This is a genomic window from Polaribacter marinaquae (genome assembly GCF_038019025.1).
Classification (GTDB): Bacteria; Bacteroidota; Bacteroidia; order Flavobacteriales; family Flavobacteriaceae; genus Polaribacter; species Polaribacter marinaquae.
In genome coordinates, this window is sequence record NZ_CP150496.1 from 3055482 (window position 1) to 3070807 (window position 15326).

Here is a 15326-nt window from a genome sequence, read left to right on the forward strand (position 1 = left end):
TTTAGACGATTTCTTAGAATTTAAATTCTTCTTTAAGATTGATAATCTCTTTATCTTTTATACCTAAATAGCGTTTGCTACCTAAATATCTATTTTTATTAAATGCATTAAAATGTGGTTGTAAAGAATCCATAGAACTTATATGTACGTTGCCAGATGCATGTATAAATTCTTGCTTATTATTACCCAACCAAATACCAACATGTACAACTCGTCTTTTTTTAGTTTCTGTAGCTTCAGTTCCAAAAAAGAGTAAATCGCCTTTTTCTAAATTCTCGAAATTTAGTTTTTCGTCAACTTGTTTACCTGCATTAATTTGTTGTGAAGCATCTCTAGGAATTACAAAGCCATTCATTAAATACACCATTTTCGTAAAACCACTGCAATCAATTCCTTTAGAAGAAGTTCCGCCCCATAAATAAGGAAAACCTTCTAGTTTTTTTGCAACTTTTTCTACATTTTCTTTTGATGGTTGCAGGTTTTTTAACCAATTTTCATAAACAACAGCCTCACTTTTTTTAACAAAACCAGTTCTATTGTCAGGATATTTAACTTCGTAAAAACTGGCATCTTCAGAAAGATATTTTAAAAGTCCGCCCAAAGTAATATCAGAAACTATTGCTGCATTTTGTTGTTTTGAATTGTAAACATATCCAAAATTCTTTGTAAAAATTATTTTTTTAGAAGCATTCCAAGTATCAAATTCACCTTTATTCATTTTCTGTATTCCACCTTTATCAACCCAAGAAATGTAATTATCTGGAGTTTGAATTCTATAGAAATCGCCAGCTTTATCTAAAATTTTTAAAGACATACCTAACAAACCTTGCGTGCCTAACTCTGCAGAATGTTTTGGTGCGGATCTAATATTTATTACAGAATTTCTTGCTACAGCAAACATTTTATTTCCAACAATCGTGTCTGGTAAAACTCTAATATTATTAATGTAAGAAACATCTAAAGACTGCAAACTATCAACTAATTTTTGATACGCTTCTTTAGAATTTGTCATTCCTGTAGCAATTATTTTATCATCAGAATTATCAAAATTAATATCAAAAATTGCCACTCTTTTGTCTGGTGCATATTGTTCTTTTATACTTTTACTAACACCTTCTAAACCTGTTATAAGAATACCGTTATTGCTACAAGATATGTATATTAAAAGCGAAAATATAATAGCTAATTTTTGAAATTTCATTGTTTAATTTTTCTAATTATATAAAAAATAAAGGTAGTAATTTATTCAGATTAATTTAATTCTAAATTTAGATTGTTTTATATTTGAAGACACTCATTTTTTTATAATTGATGAAATATCAAAACAACTTAGCATTTGCAAAAGAGCAAGATAAAGAAGATTCACTTTCTTATTTACGCAATCGATTTCTTATACCTAAAGATAAAAATGGTAACAATTGGTTGTACTTTACAGGTAATTCTTTAGGCTTACAGCCAAAATCTACCAAAGATTATATAAATCAAGAATTAGAAGATTGGGCAAATTTAGGCGTAGAAGGACATTTTGAAGCTAAAAATCCTTGGTTAAATTATCACGAGTATTTAACCGATAAAATGGCGAAAATTGTAGGCGCAAAACCTTTAGAAGTTGTTGTAATGAACACACTTACAACCAATTTGCATTTGCTAATGGTTTCTTTTTATAGACCAACAAAAACAAAGTATAAAATTGTTATTGAAAGTGATGCTTTTCCTTCGGATAGATATGCTGTACAATCTCAATTAGAATTTCACGGTTTTTCTAAAGAAGATGTTATAGAGTGGAAACCAAGAAAAGGCGAAGAACTTTTAAATATTGAAGATTTAGAAACAATTGTAGCAGAACATGGAGATGAAATTGCGTTATTATTAATTGGAGGTGTAAATTATTATACTGGTCAGTTTTTAGACTTAAAGAGAATTGCAGAAATTGGGCATGCAAAAAATTGTATTGTTGGAATTGATTTAGCACACGGAGCAGGAAATATTTCTCCGGATTTACATAATTCTGGAGTAGATTTTGCAGCTTGGTGTACCTACAAATACTTAAACTCTGGACCAGGAAGTTTAGCAGGTTTGTTTGTACATGAAAAACATGCAAGAAATAAAGACTTACCACGTTTTGCAGGTTGGTGGAATCACAATAAACAAACTCGTTTTAATATGCGACAACCATTTGATGTGATGGAAGGTGCAGAAGGTTGGCAATTATCGAATCCGCCAATATTATCTATGGCAGCCATAAAAGCATCTTTAGATATGTTTGATGAGGTTGGTATGGATGCTTTACGAGAAAAATCAGAAAAATTAACAGGTTATTTCGAGTTTTTAATCAATGAAATTAATTCTGATGATATTAAAATAATTACGCCCTCAAACCCTAAAGAAAGAGGTTGTCAATTATCTATTCAGGTTAAAAATGCCGATAAAAGTTTGCATAAAAAACTAACCGAAAACAATATTATTACAGATTGGAGAGAACCAGATGTTATACGTTGTGCGCCAACACCAATGTATAATTCTTTTGAAGATGTTTACAAAATGGTAGCTATCTTAAAAGGATTGTTGTAGGATTATGAATGTAATATTTCACATAACAGCAGGTGTAACTATTTTTTCAGTAGTTTCTAAAAAAGAAACTAAAGAGGATAAAATTAACTTACTTGTCTATGTATTTAGTTTTGTTCTTGGAGTTATATCTCACGGGATTTTAGATTATATACCTCACTGTTATCCATTAAATTCTAAGGTTGATGTAATCTTGGGTTTATTTATTATCCTTATTTTACTTTATGTTGTAAAAAAACATGTTAAACTATTAATAGCAATAATTTTATTAGGATGTATTTCTCCGGATATTATTGATTTATCACCTAAAATTTTGAATTCAATTTTTAATATTAATTTACCATTTTTTGATAATATTTTTCCTTGGCATTTTTATGATTATTCAGGTTCTATTTATAATAATAATTGTAAAGTTTCAAGTGTAAATCATTTATTAACATTGGTTTTTTGCACAATAATTATTTTTTTTAATCGTACGAATTTGCAAAAAGTTTTAAACAAAATATAATGAACAAAAATGATAAAATATTAATAATTGGTGCAGGGTTATGCGGAAGTTTGTTAGCTTTAAGACTTGCACAAAGAGGTTTTAAAGTTGATGTTTACGAAAGTAGACCAGATTTAAGAACTGTTGATATTTCTGCCGGAAGAAGTATAAATTTAGCATTATCAGACAGAGGTTTAAAAGCATTGCGCTTATGCGGTATGGAAGAGAAAGCACGCGAAATTTGTTTACCAATGTATGGTAGATTAATGCATGATCGAGAAGGCAATACCTTTTCTTCTAATTATTCTGGAAGAGAAAATGAATACATAAATTCTATTTCTAGAGGAGATTTAAATGCAATTTTATTGGATGAAGCAGAAAAACATGAAAATGTAACCATTCATTTTAATAAAAAATGTAAAAATGTAGACATAGAAAATAAAATTGCACATTTTAAAGATTACAAAACCAAAGAAGAATTTTCTATTGAAGCAGCAGTTATTTTTGGTGCAGATGGTGCAGGTTCTTCTTTAAGAAAAAGCTATATATCAGAACGTAAATTTTTGTTTAGTTATTCTCAGAATTATCTAAATCACGGTTATAAAGAATTAGAAATTCCTGCAGATTCATCAGGAAAACACCAAATTAGTAAAGAGCATTTACATATTTGGCCTCGTGGAGATTTTATGTTAATTGCACTGCCAAATATGGACGGAAGCTTTACCGTAACTTTGTTTTTAAGTTATGATGAAGGAGAATATAATTTTGAAAATTTAATATCCGAAGAAAAAATTACAGCGTTTTTTGAAAAAGAATTTCCAGATGCTTTGGCATTAATTCCTAATATAAAAGAAGAATTTGTAAACAATCCAACGGGTCCTTTAGGAACCATAAAATGTTCTCCTTGGTCTTATCAAAATAAAACGCTTTTAATTGGCGATTCTTCGCATGCAATTGTACCGTTTTACGGACAAGGAATGAATGCTTCTTTTGAAGATGTTTTTGTGTTAGATGAAATTTTAAATCAAGATTTAAAAGATTGGAAATCGATTTTTAAAACCTATCAAAAGACTCGAAAGAAAGATACAGATGCTATTGCAGACTTAGCGATAGATAATTTTCATGAAATGAAAGACCATGTTGCAAATCCGCTTTTTAAAGAAAAAAGAAAAATTGAAATGGATTTAGAAAAAACATTTCCAAAACAATATTCATCTAAATATTCTTTAGTTACTTTTAATGAAAACATAGGATATTATGAGGCTTTAAAACGAGGTAGAGCGCAAGATAAAGCTTTGTTAAATTTAATTGCTGATGAAACTATTCACACGCATTTAGACATGACAAAGCAAGAGTTAGAAGTTATTTTAGATAAAGTAATTAAAGAAACGAATGAGATTTTAGAAGAGGATAAAATAGCAGGTTTATAAATGAAAAAATATATCGTTTTATTACGCGGAATTAATGTGTCTGGAAAAAATAAAATTCCGATGGTAACATTACGAGAATTATTAAACGATTTAGAATTTCAAAATGTACAAACTTATATTCAAAGTGGTAATATAATTCTAACTTCAGAACAGTCGAAACTAGAAGTTTCTAAACGTATTAAAAAAGGAATTTTAAAAAAGTTCGATTTAGATATTCATGTAATTGTAAAAACTGTTTTAGAGTTAAATGAAATTATAAAAAACTATCCTTTTTCCCTTGAAAATGAAAAAATTGTAGCATTCACATTTTTAGATAAAATTTCTGATAAAGAAACCATTGAGGTTAAAAATATTGGTGAAGATTTATATAAAATAGTAAAAGATGTAGTCTATTTAAATTGTAAATCCGGTTTTGGAAAAACGAAACTTACCAATAATGTTTTAGAGAAAAAATTAGATGTAAATGCTACCACAAGAAATTTAAAAACTACATTAAAATTAGCAGAATTAGCAAAGTAAATATGTCAGAAAAAAAAGTAACACCAAGAGGCGCTTATCCGCATGTAAAAGTTGTTGGAGATTTCATTTTTGTATCGGGTACAAGTTCTAGAAGACCAGACAATACAATTGCCGGAGTAGATATTATTGATGAAATGGGAACCAAGTTTTTAAATGCAGAAACGCAAACCAGAGAAGTTTTAAAAAACATAGATAAAAATTTACAAACGGTTGGGGCAAGTATAAAAGATGTAGTAGATGTTTCTTCTTTTTTGGTAAATATGAATGATTTTGCAGGTTACAATAAAGCGTACGCAGAGTTTTTTGACAAAGAAACTGGCCCTACAAGAACTACAGTAGCTGTGCATCAATTACCGCATCCAGATTTGGTTGTAGAAATTAAGGTTACGGCATACAAAAAACAAGCTTAATCAAATGAAAATACAAAACTACATCAACGGAGAGTTTGCAAACCCAGTTTTAGACAATTGGATAGATAATTACAATCCTTCTAAAGGAGAAGTATATGGGCAAATTCCTAATTCAACAATCGAAGATGTAGAAAATGCCTATTTAGCTGCAGAAAATGCTTTTGCAAGCTGGTCTCAAACAACTTTAGCTACAAGAAGTAAAATCTTATCTAAAATTGCAGATTTAATTAGAACAAAAGTTACTTTTTTAGCAGAAGCAGAATCTAAAGACAATGGTAAGCCAATAAGTTTGGCAAAAGCTATAGATATACCAAGAGCAGCTGCTAATTTTCAGTTTTATGCGAATGCAATTACACAATTTTCATCAGAAGCACATGAAAGCGTTGGTTTAAATGCTATAAACTTTACTTTACGTGAACCAATTGGTGTGGTTGGTTGTATTTCTCCGTGGAATTTACCGTTATATTTATTTACTTGGAAAATTGCACCTGCAATTGCAGCAGGAAACTGTGTTGTAGCAAAACCAAGTGAAATTACGCCATTAACAAGTTATCTTTTAGGAGAAATTTGTACAGAAGCTGGTTTACCTAAAGGAGTTTTAAATATTGTTCATGGTTTGGGTACAAGTGCGGGACAAGCAATTGTTGCACATCCTAAAATTAAAGCTATTTCTTTTACTGGCGGTACAAAAACCGGAGCTCATATTGCAAAAGTTGCAGCACCAATGTTTAAGAAATTATCTTTAGAATTAGGAGGCAAGAATCCGAATATCATTTTTGCAGATTGCGATTACGAAAAAATGTTAACAACCACAGTTCGTTCTTCTTTTGCAAATCAAGGACAAATTTGTTTATGCGGAAGTAGAATTTTTGTTGAAGAAAGTATTTTCGAAAAATTTAAAAGAGATTTTATCAAAAAAGTATCAGAATTAAAAGTAGGAAATCCGTCTGAAAGCGATACAAATATCGGCGCTTTGGTTTCTAAAGAACATTTAGAAAAGGTGAAAAGCTATATTGATATTGCAGAGAATGAAGGTGGTGAAATTTTGTTTGGAGGAAATAAATTAACTGTAAAAGATAGTGAAAATGGATACTTTTTAGAGCCTACAATTATAGAAGTTAGTAGCAATAAATGTAAATTGAATCAAGAAGAAATTTTTGGTCCAGTGGTAACTTTAATGTCTTTTAAATCTGATAAAGAAGCTTTAGAATTAGCAAATGATACAAAATATGGTTTGTCTGCAACTGTTTGGACAAATAACTTAAATAGAACAATGCAGTTTTCTAAACAATTAAAAACAGGAATTGTCTGGGTAAATACTTGGATGATGCGAGACCTAAGAACACCTTTCGGTGGACAAAAAGCAAGCGGGATAGGAAGAGAAGGTGGTTTTGAAGCTTTGCGTTTTTTTACCGAACAAAAAAATATATGCTTACAATATGAATAAAGTGATAAGAGCAAAAATTGTTGAGGTTTGTGATGATAAAATCGCTAAAAAAGGAGAAAATGTTGGTTTGTCTTTTTATGCTTTTTTCAAAAACAAAAATGATAATCCGAAGTTGTTAATGCAAGTTGCCACTTGGTGGATTGAAACACATCAGCTAGATCATTTTGAAAAAGCAGCTAAGATTAAACAAATGATGATTGATAACAAATAATAAAATTGAATTAAAAGAATATATTAATTTGATTTTTTAAAGCTATAAGAATGAATTTAAATTTAAAAAATAAAAACGCATTAGTTTGCGGTAGTACACAAGGTATCGGTAAAGCAACCGCGATTCTTTTAGCAGAAGAAGGTGCAAATGTTACACTTATTGCTAGAAATGAAACTAAATTGAAAGAAGTTTTATCCATTTTACCAAGCAACAATCAGCATCATAATTATTTGGTGGCAGATTTTTCGAAACCAAATCAATTAAAAGATGTTTTAGAAAGTACTAGTTTAAATTTTCATGTTTTAATCAATAATACTGGTGGTCCTGCTGGCGGTCCAATTTTTAACGCAAAAATAGAAGAGTTCGAAAATGCTTTTACGCAACATTTAAAATGCAATCATATTTTGGTTCAGAGTCTTGTTCCGTTTATGAAAGAAGAATGTTTTGGTAGAATTGTAAATGTAATTTCTACTTCGGTAAAACAACCTTTAGATGGTTTAGGAGTTTCAAATACTATTAGAGGTGCAGTTGCCAGTTGGTCTAAAACAATGGCAAATGAACTTGGTCAGTTTGGTATAACAGTAAACAATGTGTTGCCAGGAGCAACAAACACAGAGCGTTTAAATGAAATTATTAAAAATAAAGCAAATAAATCAGGCTTAACAGTAGATGAGGTTGCAACAAATATGAAAAATTCTTCTCCTGCAAAACGCTTTGCAAAACCAGAAGAAATTGCTGCGGCTATAGTTTTTCTTACCAGTGAAAACGCAAGTTTTATTAACGGAATTAATGTACCTGTTGATGGTGGTAGAACAAAAAGTTTATAGTTCGATTCATATAAAATTAAAAACACTAACTTTAAAGAATAATTAACCAAACTTTAAAATATTATGAATCGTAGAAAATTTCTATTTTCATCTGCAATTACTGCGGGTGCTTTATCAATTACACCAACCGCTACATTAGCAAGTAATAACTATAAAACCTATGCAGGTTTAAAAAGTTTTGCTGGTTTTAGCAACAACTTGTCATTATCTAGCTTACCTAGTAGCTTTCTAAAAACATGTAATAATTTAATTACAGATTTAAAAAGTAAAGGTTATAGTGTTTCTAATCATGCGATTAAGCTAAATAGTAATTGTTATGCTATTTCTATTCAAAAGAGTTCTTTATTAGGATTTAAGTCTAATGAATTGGCTTTATTAATTAATGAAAAAGGGAATAGCAATTATTATATTTTAGAAGAAGAATTAGCAACTGAGTTTACTAGTTTAATAGAAAATTATAAGTACAATATGAATGCCTTAAACTTTAATTATAGTTTATCTGATTTTGCTTTTCCTGTAGAGGTTTTAGAAAGTAAAAAAGGTCTTATTAGTATTTTTTCTTTTAAAAATAAGTTGAATAATACAATCACTTTAAAAAGAGTTAAAAAACAATCAAAAGCTATTGTTTGTTAAAATAATAATTAATGTATGAGTAATTTAGTACAACCTATAAATTTTAAAAAATGGATTGATGAACATCGTCATTTATTAAAACCACCTGTTGGTAATAAACAGGTTTGGGATAATGGCGAGTATATTGTAATGGTTGTTGGTGGGCCAAATAATAGAAAAGATTATCATTACAATGAAACTCCAGAGTTTTTCTATCAATTAGAAGGAGATATGATTTTAAAAATTATAGATTCTGATGGAAAACAAATTGATGTTGAAATTAATGAAGGTGATATTTATTTATTACCAGGTAAAGTACCACATTCACCACAAAGAAAAGAAAATACAGTTGGTTTGGTGATCGAATACCCAAGATCTGAAGGTATGTTAGATGCTTTAGAATGGTATTGCGAAAATTGCGGAAATCAATTGTATAGAGAAGAATTTCCTTTAGATAACATCGAAACTGATATGCCAATAATTTTCGATAAATACTATTCTGATAAAGAAAAATGTACTTGTAGTAATTGTGGTACTGTAATGTCTGCACCAAATAAAATATAGTAAATGAAACGCAAATTACGTATTAACGGTCATTCTCATTTATTACCTTATCCAGAAGAAATTCCTGAATTTATGAAAGAAAAGGAAATTTTTTGGGTAGATGATGAGCGTAAACACATGTTACAAAAAGGTTGGCGACGACCTGTAACAGATTCTAGTTTTTTCTTAGATGAAAAATTACTTTGGATGGAGAAAAATAAGATAGACCATGCGGTTGTTCTAAATCTTTCTCAATTGTATGGTAATGGTTTACGTTTAGAAGAAATGAAAAAAGCATTGCGTTTTCAAAATGACTTTAACGCAAAAGTGCAAAGAGAACATCCTTCTAAATTTACTTGCGGATTTGTTGTGCATCCGGGGTTTATTTATGGTGCGTTAGATGAAATGAAACGTTGTGTAGAAGAATTAGATTTAAAAGTTTTGTGTTTACCAACACATTTTATGGATTCTATTGGGCAATGGCGTTGTGTTTTTGATGAAGAAAATGATCGAATTTTTGAACTAGCAGATAAATACAAGTTGGCAATAGAAATTCATCCATATGATGGTGATAAGATGATTAAATTAGAAAACACCAATTGGCGTTTTCATTTAATTTGGATGTTAGCACAATGTGGTGATGCTTACCATTTTTATACGTTAAATGGTATGCAGGAGCGTTTTAAAAATATTAGAACTTGTTTTGCGCATGGTGGGCAATTAGCACAAATGAATTTGGGTAGAAGAATTCAAGGTTTCGACGGAAGGCCCGATTTGTTTGAGGGTAAAACGCATCCTAGAAAAGCTGTAGGACATAAAAACATATTTTTTGATACACTTGTACACGATACAGATTCTTTAAAACTAATGTTTAAAAGACAAGGAACAAATCAAGTTTTAATGGGCTTAGATGATCCTTATCCTTTAGGTGAAATGGAAAGTGATAAACAATCTTCTTACCCAGGAAAAATATTAGATTTAGCAATAGATCAAAAAATAATTTCTGAAAGTGAAAAAGAAGAAATCTGGGAAGACAATGTTTTACAATGGCTTTTTGGTGAAGATGAGAAAGCCAAACAAGACTTAATAAATAAAATTATAGGATAATGTCTAAATGGCTACTTAGAAAAGCTTCTGGCTCTAGAGCTAAATTTAAAGAAACCGGAGACTTTTCGAGTAGAAGAGGAGGTAAGTTTTCAAATTTTGAAGATTTACCTACTAAAGAATCTATGCAAGGTAAAAATTCTAAAAAAACATATTTAGATACAACTTTGGTAAATAGATGGTTACAATCTAAAATAGATCAAGATTTTGATGAGGTGTATTCCGAATTTCTAACTCGTATTCAACCAAAATATTTAGATGCTTATAGAAATTGTATTTATGAGTATTTAGAGCCAAGAAATTCTGTAGTTATTGATGGGAAAACTATTTTTGGTACTTTTCATGATGCAAAAATAAAATTACCAAATGGTAAAAAGAAATTGTATGTAGACCCAGTATCTAATAAAATTAAAAAAGCATAAAAAAAACTTGAGAATATTCTCAAGTTTTTTTTATGATTAGTTTTAGATGTTGTTATTCGCATTGTTTTAAAACTTCTTCAGCTCTATCTTGCATAAACTTCGGATAAAATTCAATTTCAATTTTTTCTTTTTTACCAAGTTCAATTGCGCGCTTAATTTCAGAACAATATGGTTTTGTAGATTGCCCAAAATATTTTGCAGTTCCCATATTCCACTCTGCATTTCCTAAAATAACTCTTGGGTTGTTTGGTGCAATTTCTAATGCTTTTGCATATAATTGATTTGTTTTGCCAGACAAGGTCATTCCGTATTTTTGACCATCAAAAGCAATATATCCTAAATTTAAAAGTGCTTGCGTAATTAATATTTCTGGGTTATTTTCTGAGTTAGCTTTTGCAATGTCTAAAAATTCTTGAGCCTTTGTTAATTTTGCTTTTAAAGCTGTTTCGTCTTTCAAACCAAAACTGCTTAATATCTCTACGTTTGCGGTGTAATATGCTGGCAACCATTTTGTAGGTTCTGCTTTAGAAATTCTTTCAAATAATTGAGAGCTCTCTGTCATTTTACCTTGTTTCCAAAGCGAGAAAGCTTTTTGCATTCCTTTTTGATATTTTGTTTGCGCAGCAATTCCTGTCGCAATGAAAATTGCGATAATTAAAATAGATTTTTTCATTTTAAAAAGTTTTTGTGGTTTGGTTAATTTTATATTTCGATGTGTATTGTTTTATCTTCAGAAAGTATAAACTTTGCATCGCTGTATTTTGGTGGTCCCATAAATCCAGTAGCGTTATTAGAGCAACCGTAATCCTCTTTTGGTATTCCAAAGAAATTGGTGTCCATTTTTTTATTATTATTTTCATCATGCACAAAAGAAACGGCATATTCTCCTTTAGGTAAGTCTTTAAAAATAACTACAGATTTTTTATTTTTTATTTTAGCAAGACTTCCTTTAAATTGTTTTTTTAGAAAAAGTTCTTCCTTATTGTAAACTCCTACCATTAAAGTTCCTTTATCAGAATTTAAACCAGAAATATTAATAGTTAAATTTACTGTAGATTCTTGTGCTTTTGTAGTTGATAAACCTGTAAAAATAAGTGCGATTATTAGAAGAATGTTTTTCATAATATTTTTTTAATTTGTTTAACACTGTAAATATCGAATGTTTTTTCAAAATTAAAACAACAAACATACCGAATTGTTGTTTTTTATAACTGAATTGTAATTTTTATAAGTTATCTAACTGATTTGTGTTTTTGTTATTACTAATTGTCCAGAAGAAACCAATAAAAAAGAAACGATCTGCGTTTGGTATAATTGCTTGTCTGTTAAAGTTTCCGTTTGGTTCTGGCGTGTTTTTGTAATTATAACCAAATACATTTTGAGTGCCCAAAACATTATTTACAGAAAAGTAAAGTATCTTTTGTTGATCTATTAAATACGCCCAATTTACACTTAAAGAGTTGTAGTTTTTTGTTTTATTATTAAGAAAACCAACTTCGTTGGGGTTTGTATAGTTTCTCCCTGATGCAAAGTTGTACGTAAAACCAAGTTGACTTTTCCAACTTTCTACCCAATGCTTTGCTACTAAAGATATATTATGTTTTGATGCAAAACTTGGTGTGGCAGCTGTTGGATAATTTCTATAATCTCTTTCTGTATCTAAATAAGAGTATGAAACCCAATAATCTGTATTTTTAATTTTTCTATTCTGTCGCCAGAATATGTCGAAACCTTTTGCATAACCATTACCATTATTGTTATAATTACTAGAAAATGCAGGTGTATTTCCATCAAATTTAACAAGATTATCGTAGTTTTTTAGATATGCTTCAATTCTAAAGATTTGACCTTGTTTGGTTGCTTGATAATTTGCAATTACATGCGATGTGTTTTCTGCTTTAAAATTTTGGTTGAATTTTAAATAGTCATTTTTCGGATTTTGGTAAAACTGTCCGTAGGCTAAAGAAACTTGAGAGTTTTTACTAATTTTATGCGCAATAGAAATTCTAGGGGAAACGGTAAATTCATTTAGAAGTTCAGAGTTTTCTAATCTTAAACCTACTTTTGCAGCTAAACTTTTAGAAAAGAAAATATCTGTTTCTACAAACGATGCAAAAATATTATTGTCAAAATCAAATTCATAAAAATCGTTTGTGTTAGAAATGTAATCTTCATTAAAATTTGTAATAAAATATTCAGCACCAAAGCTTAGTTTAAATCTATTAGAAAACCTTTTTCTTAATTTAACCTTTACATGCATTGAGTTTTCGTTGTCTAAAACTGTATCATCAAAAATGTTTATATCAGAATAATCGTTTGTAAAACTTAAACCAGTTTCTAACCTCCAATTGTTTTCAAATTTATTTTTGTAAGATGCATTAAAATATAAATTTCGGTTTCTTAAACCAAACTGAAATCCGTTTTCGAAGTTAATATCCTCTTGAATTAAATCGAAAGAAGTATAACTAAAAGCACCATATAATTTGAGTAAAGATTCATTTTCGAATTTGTGTCTATACACCATTTCTCCGCTTAAAGATTGTACAGGTTTTGTCCAAGTATTTCTATCTGGAAAAGCTGCTTGATAAGGCGCTAGATTGATATATGAAGCATTTATACTGAAAGAATTTTTACCCCAAATTTGAGTGTTTCCAACACCTAAACCTAGTGTCATAAAAGATATATCTGTTTTTTCTTCTAAAGGCTCATCAATAGTATTTAATTGTAAAACACTTGACAATGCTTGTCCGTATTCGGCAGAATAACCTCCTGTAGAAAAAGAAATTCCTTTAAATAAAAACGGAGAAAATCTACCTCTGGTTGGTATATTTCTAGCTGCCGGTGCATATGGTGTAAATACTCGCATTCCGTCGATAAAAATCTGAGTTTCTTCTGCTTCTCCACCACGCACAAACAACCTGCCATCTTCGTCTACAGTGGATGTACCAGGTAAAGTTTGTAGAGCGCCCATAACATCGCCTAAAGCACTTGCAGTAGTTACAATATCTAAAGGTTTTAAGACGGTTACTTTTGCTTTTTCGCCAGCTTCAAAAGTTCCAGCGTTAATAGTAACTGCATCTAAAGAATTTACATCTTCTCTTAGTTTTACTTTTAAATCTTTTAATGAAGTAACATTGGCAGTTTTAATAAATGTTTCAAAAGAAATATAAGAAATAACAATTGTTTGATTTCCTTTTTCTGATGTAGAGAAAGAAAACTCTCCTTTTTCGTTTGTCGAAGATCCATCATAAGTTCCATCTAAATACACGTTAGCACCTTCTATAGCTAAATTTTTAGAATCTGTTACTTTGCCAGAAATTGTTGTTTGTGCAAATAATGATATTTGACTTACTGTAAGTAGAAAAAATAAAATACGTTTCATCGGTTTAGGTTTTTTGATATTACAAAGATGAAACGACATCGGTTATAAAAATAAAATGAAATACCGAGTTGTAATTTTTAAAAGACGAATTGTAAAATTATTTGATAGGAATACATAAATCTACAATAAACTTGTTCTCTGGATGCTCTGCAGCATTATTATAATAGATTTCAAAAGTATCTATATTCGATTTTTCGTAACCGTTTTTTACCATAAAAGCAAATGAAGCTTCCCAAGCTTGCTGAAATTGATGTGGAGTAATTTCTAACCTAGAAACAATACATTTTGTTGGACTTAAAATTCTAAGGTCAATTTCTCCATCCAAATCAATCGGATCATCTAAAACCATGCACGCACTCATTCTAAGATTATTTGGATCTGTAATTTTAGGACTATCATGATAAATTGTTACCATTCTAGTTTTTTCATTTATCAATCCTTTTGGCGTTGCCCATTTTACCAATTTATTATAAACACTGCCAATGGCTTCCATTTTACCTTTATGAGAAATATATGCTAAATCTAATCTTGGTATTTTTTTTATTTCTGGTGATGTTTTCATCTTTAACCAATTTATAGTTTTGTTTAGATTGCAAATATATTGTTCAAATGTTACAGTAACTTTACCAATCTTGCTTTCTGTTTTAGATATTTTAATAAACTTTTGTAAAGTTTCGGTTTTAAATTTGTTCGGTGAAATTCCGTAGAAATTTTTAAAAGATTTAGAGAAGGAAGATAAACTCTCAAAACCAACTATTGTGGCAATATCGGTAATGCTTTTTTCTTTTTGATGAATTAAAATTGAAGCTGCTTTTTCAATTCGACATCTAATTATAAAATTTTGTAAAGTCTCGCCAACCACAATCTTAAATAACCTGTGAAAATGAAAAGGCGAAGAATATACTTCTTTAGAAATAATATCTAATGACAGTTTTTCTGATAAATTATTTTCTATAAATACAATTGCTTTATTTAATCGAGCAATATTATGGTTAGCTATTTTTGCTGAATTCATGTTGTATTTTTTGAAGAATATAAAACGTAATTCCGCTAGTAAAATAAAGAATAATATCTATAAAATCTTCGGTATATCTTGCTAAATATTTAGGAAAAACAAACTCGAACAATACACTATATAGTGTACATAAATATAAAATTATTGCTAAACTTAAAGTAAAATTTTTATCATTCCTAGACCATTTTAGCACAACCAAACAACTATATAAAACAATTGGTATTATTAAAAAATCATTTAAATAATAGCGAATAATTCTGGGTAATGGTACAGAAAAACATTGTAAAAAATAAACAGTTGTACCTGTAATTAAAGAGAAGATAAAATAATAAAATAATAGTTTTTTCAT

The 15326-nt window shown here is 29.4% G+C and carries 18 protein-coding genes; 12 read left to right on the forward strand and 6 right to left on the reverse strand.

What is annotated here, in order from left to right:
* Window positions 1-13: 13 nt before the first annotated feature.
* Complete coding sequence (locus tag WG950_RS13550; protein WP_340933070.1) at window positions 14-1201, reverse strand: SH3 domain-containing C40 family peptidase; 1188 nt, start codon at window positions 1199-1201, stop codon at window positions 14-16.
* A gap of 110 nt (window positions 1202-1311) precedes the next feature.
* Here WG950_RS13550 and kynU point away from each other — a divergent pair, with 110 nt between their 5' ends.
* From kynU to WG950_RS13610, 12 genes are all read left to right on the forward strand, one after another.
* The gene (kynU, locus tag WG950_RS13555) at window positions 1312-2571 is read left to right on the forward strand and encodes a kynureninase (RefSeq protein ID WP_340933072.1); all 1260 of its coding nucleotides are present in this window, start codon (window positions 1312-1314) and stop codon (window positions 2569-2571) included.
* 4 nt (window positions 2572-2575) lie between these two features.
* On the forward strand, window positions 2576-3076 hold the full coding sequence (locus WG950_RS13560) for a hypothetical protein (protein ID WP_340933073.1): 501 nt from the start codon (window positions 2576-2578) through the stop codon (window positions 3074-3076).
* Complete coding sequence (locus tag WG950_RS13565) at window positions 3076-4485, forward strand: NAD(P)/FAD-dependent oxidoreductase (protein WP_340933075.1); 1410 nt, start codon at window positions 3076-3078, stop codon at window positions 4483-4485. The genes WG950_RS13560 and WG950_RS13565 overlap by 1 nt, the downstream gene beginning before the upstream one ends.
* Window positions 4486-5004, forward strand: a complete 519-nt coding sequence (locus WG950_RS13570) for a DUF1697 domain-containing protein (RefSeq protein ID WP_340933077.1) — start codon at window positions 4486-4488, stop codon at window positions 5002-5004.
* A 2-nt stretch (window positions 5005-5006) separates the two neighbouring features.
* A complete protein-coding gene (locus WG950_RS13575) occupies window positions 5007-5414 on the forward strand; it encodes a RidA family protein (protein ID WP_077809788.1) in 408 nt (135 codons plus the stop codon).
* Between the two features lie 4 nt (window positions 5415-5418).
* On the forward strand, window positions 5419-6861 hold the full coding sequence (locus tag WG950_RS13580; protein ID WP_340933080.1) for an aldehyde dehydrogenase: 1443 nt from the start codon (window positions 5419-5421) through the stop codon (window positions 6859-6861).
* Window positions 6854-7072: a DUF6500 family protein gene (locus WG950_RS13585; RefSeq protein WP_340933082.1), complete on the forward strand. Its 219-nt coding sequence runs from the start codon at window positions 6854-6856 to the stop codon at window positions 7070-7072. The genes WG950_RS13580 and WG950_RS13585 overlap by 8 nt, the downstream gene beginning before the upstream one ends.
* 50 nt (window positions 7073-7122) lie before the next feature.
* Window positions 7123-7899, forward strand: coding sequence for an SDR family oxidoreductase (locus tag WG950_RS13590; RefSeq protein WP_340933083.1), 777 nt, complete (start codon window positions 7123-7125; stop codon window positions 7897-7899).
* A 63-nt stretch (window positions 7900-7962) separates the two neighbouring features.
* Complete coding sequence (locus tag WG950_RS13595) at window positions 7963-8532, forward strand: hypothetical protein (protein WP_340933085.1); 570 nt, start codon at window positions 7963-7965, stop codon at window positions 8530-8532.
* A gap of 15 nt (window positions 8533-8547) precedes the next feature.
* Window positions 8548-9075 (forward strand): 3-hydroxyanthranilate 3,4-dioxygenase, encoded by a 528-nt coding sequence (locus tag WG950_RS13600; RefSeq protein WP_340933086.1) that lies wholly within the window; start codon window positions 8548-8550, stop codon window positions 9073-9075.
* Window positions 9076-9078: 3 nt separating this feature from the next.
* Window positions 9079-10161: an amidohydrolase family protein gene (locus WG950_RS13605; RefSeq protein ID WP_079737009.1), complete on the forward strand. Its 1083-nt coding sequence runs from the start codon at window positions 9079-9081 to the stop codon at window positions 10159-10161.
* Entirely contained in the window at window positions 10161-10580 is a 420-nt protein-coding gene (locus WG950_RS13610; RefSeq protein ID WP_340933087.1) for a hypothetical protein, read from the forward strand. The genes WG950_RS13605 and WG950_RS13610 overlap by 1 nt, the downstream gene beginning before the upstream one ends.
* Window positions 10581-10632: 52 nt before the next feature.
* On the opposite strand, the gene WG950_RS13615 is transcribed toward WG950_RS13610, so the two are convergent.
* The 5 genes from WG950_RS13615 to WG950_RS13635 all read right to left on the reverse strand — a co-directional run bounded on the left by WG950_RS13615 (window position 10633) and on the right by WG950_RS13635 (window position 15326).
* Window positions 10633-11253 (reverse strand): hypothetical protein, encoded by a 621-nt coding sequence (locus WG950_RS13615; protein WP_079737007.1) that lies wholly within the window; start codon window positions 11251-11253, stop codon window positions 10633-10635.
* A 29-nt stretch (window positions 11254-11282) separates the two neighbouring features.
* Window positions 11283-11702 (reverse strand): DUF2141 domain-containing protein, encoded by a 420-nt coding sequence (locus WG950_RS13620; protein WP_077809779.1) that lies wholly within the window; start codon window positions 11700-11702, stop codon window positions 11283-11285.
* Window positions 11703-11805: 103 nt separating this feature from the next.
* Window positions 11806-13962, reverse strand: coding sequence for a TonB-dependent receptor (locus tag WG950_RS13625; protein ID WP_340933090.1), 2157 nt, complete (start codon window positions 13960-13962; stop codon window positions 11806-11808).
* A gap of 97 nt (window positions 13963-14059) precedes the next feature.
* Entirely contained in the window at window positions 14060-14977 is a 918-nt protein-coding gene (locus WG950_RS13630) for an AraC family transcriptional regulator (protein ID WP_340933092.1), read from the reverse strand.
* Complete coding sequence (locus WG950_RS13635; RefSeq protein WP_340933094.1) at window positions 14955-15326, reverse strand: hypothetical protein; 372 nt, start codon at window positions 15324-15326, stop codon at window positions 14955-14957. Before WG950_RS13635 ends, WG950_RS13630 begins: the two co-directional genes overlap by 23 nt.

Excerpts from the sequence above, each read along its gene's own strand:
- WG950_RS13585 (WP_340933082.1), top strand. The coding sequence starts at position 6,854 with ATGAATAAAGTGATAAGAGCAAAAATTGTTGAGGTTTGTGATGATAAA.
- WG950_RS13575 (WP_077809788.1), top strand. The coding sequence starts at position 5,007 with ATGTCAGAAAAAAAAGTAACACCAAGAGGCGCTTATCCGCATGTAAAA.
- WG950_RS13580 (WP_340933080.1), top strand. The coding sequence starts at position 5,419 with ATGAAAATACAAAACTACATCAACGGAGAGTTTGCAAACCCAGTTTTA.
- WG950_RS13615 (WP_079737007.1), bottom strand. The coding sequence starts at position 11,253 with ATGAAAAAATCTATTTTAATTATCGCAATTTTCATTGCGACAGGAATT.
- kynU (WP_340933072.1), top strand. The coding sequence starts at position 1,312 with ATGAAATATCAAAACAACTTAGCATTTGCAAAAGAGCAAGATAAAGAA.
- WG950_RS13595 (WP_340933085.1), top strand. The coding sequence starts at position 7,963 with ATGAATCGTAGAAAATTTCTATTTTCATCTGCAATTACTGCGGGTGCT.
- WG950_RS13560 (WP_340933073.1), top strand. The coding sequence starts at position 2,576 with ATGAATGTAATATTTCACATAACAGCAGGTGTAACTATTTTTTCAGTA.
- WG950_RS13565 (WP_340933075.1), top strand. The coding sequence starts at position 3,076 with ATGAACAAAAATGATAAAATATTAATAATTGGTGCAGGGTTATGCGGA.
- WG950_RS13620 (WP_077809779.1), bottom strand. The coding sequence starts at position 11,702 with ATGAAAAACATTCTTCTAATAATCGCACTTATTTTTACAGGTTTATCA.
- WG950_RS13605 (WP_079737009.1), top strand. The coding sequence starts at position 9,079 with ATGAAACGCAAATTACGTATTAACGGTCATTCTCATTTATTACCTTAT.
- WG950_RS13630 (WP_340933092.1), bottom strand. The coding sequence starts at position 14,977 with ATGAATTCAGCAAAAATAGCTAACCATAATATTGCTCGATTAAATAAA.
- WG950_RS13550 (WP_340933070.1), bottom strand. The coding sequence starts at position 1,201 with ATGAAATTTCAAAAATTAGCTATTATATTTTCGCTTTTAATATACATA.
- WG950_RS13590 (WP_340933083.1), top strand. The coding sequence starts at position 7,123 with ATGAATTTAAATTTAAAAAATAAAAACGCATTAGTTTGCGGTAGTACA.
- WG950_RS13570 (WP_340933077.1), top strand. The coding sequence starts at position 4,486 with ATGAAAAAATATATCGTTTTATTACGCGGAATTAATGTGTCTGGAAAA.
- WG950_RS13600 (WP_340933086.1), top strand. The coding sequence starts at position 8,548 with ATGAGTAATTTAGTACAACCTATAAATTTTAAAAAATGGATTGATGAA.
- WG950_RS13635 (WP_340933094.1), bottom strand. The coding sequence starts at position 15,326 with ATGAAAAAACTATTATTTTATTATTTTATCTTCTCTTTAATTACAGGT.
- WG950_RS13625 (WP_340933090.1), bottom strand. The coding sequence starts at position 13,962 with ATGAAACGTATTTTATTTTTTCTACTTACAGTAAGTCAAATATCATTA.
- WG950_RS13610 (WP_340933087.1), top strand. The coding sequence starts at position 10,161 with ATGTCTAAATGGCTACTTAGAAAAGCTTCTGGCTCTAGAGCTAAATTT.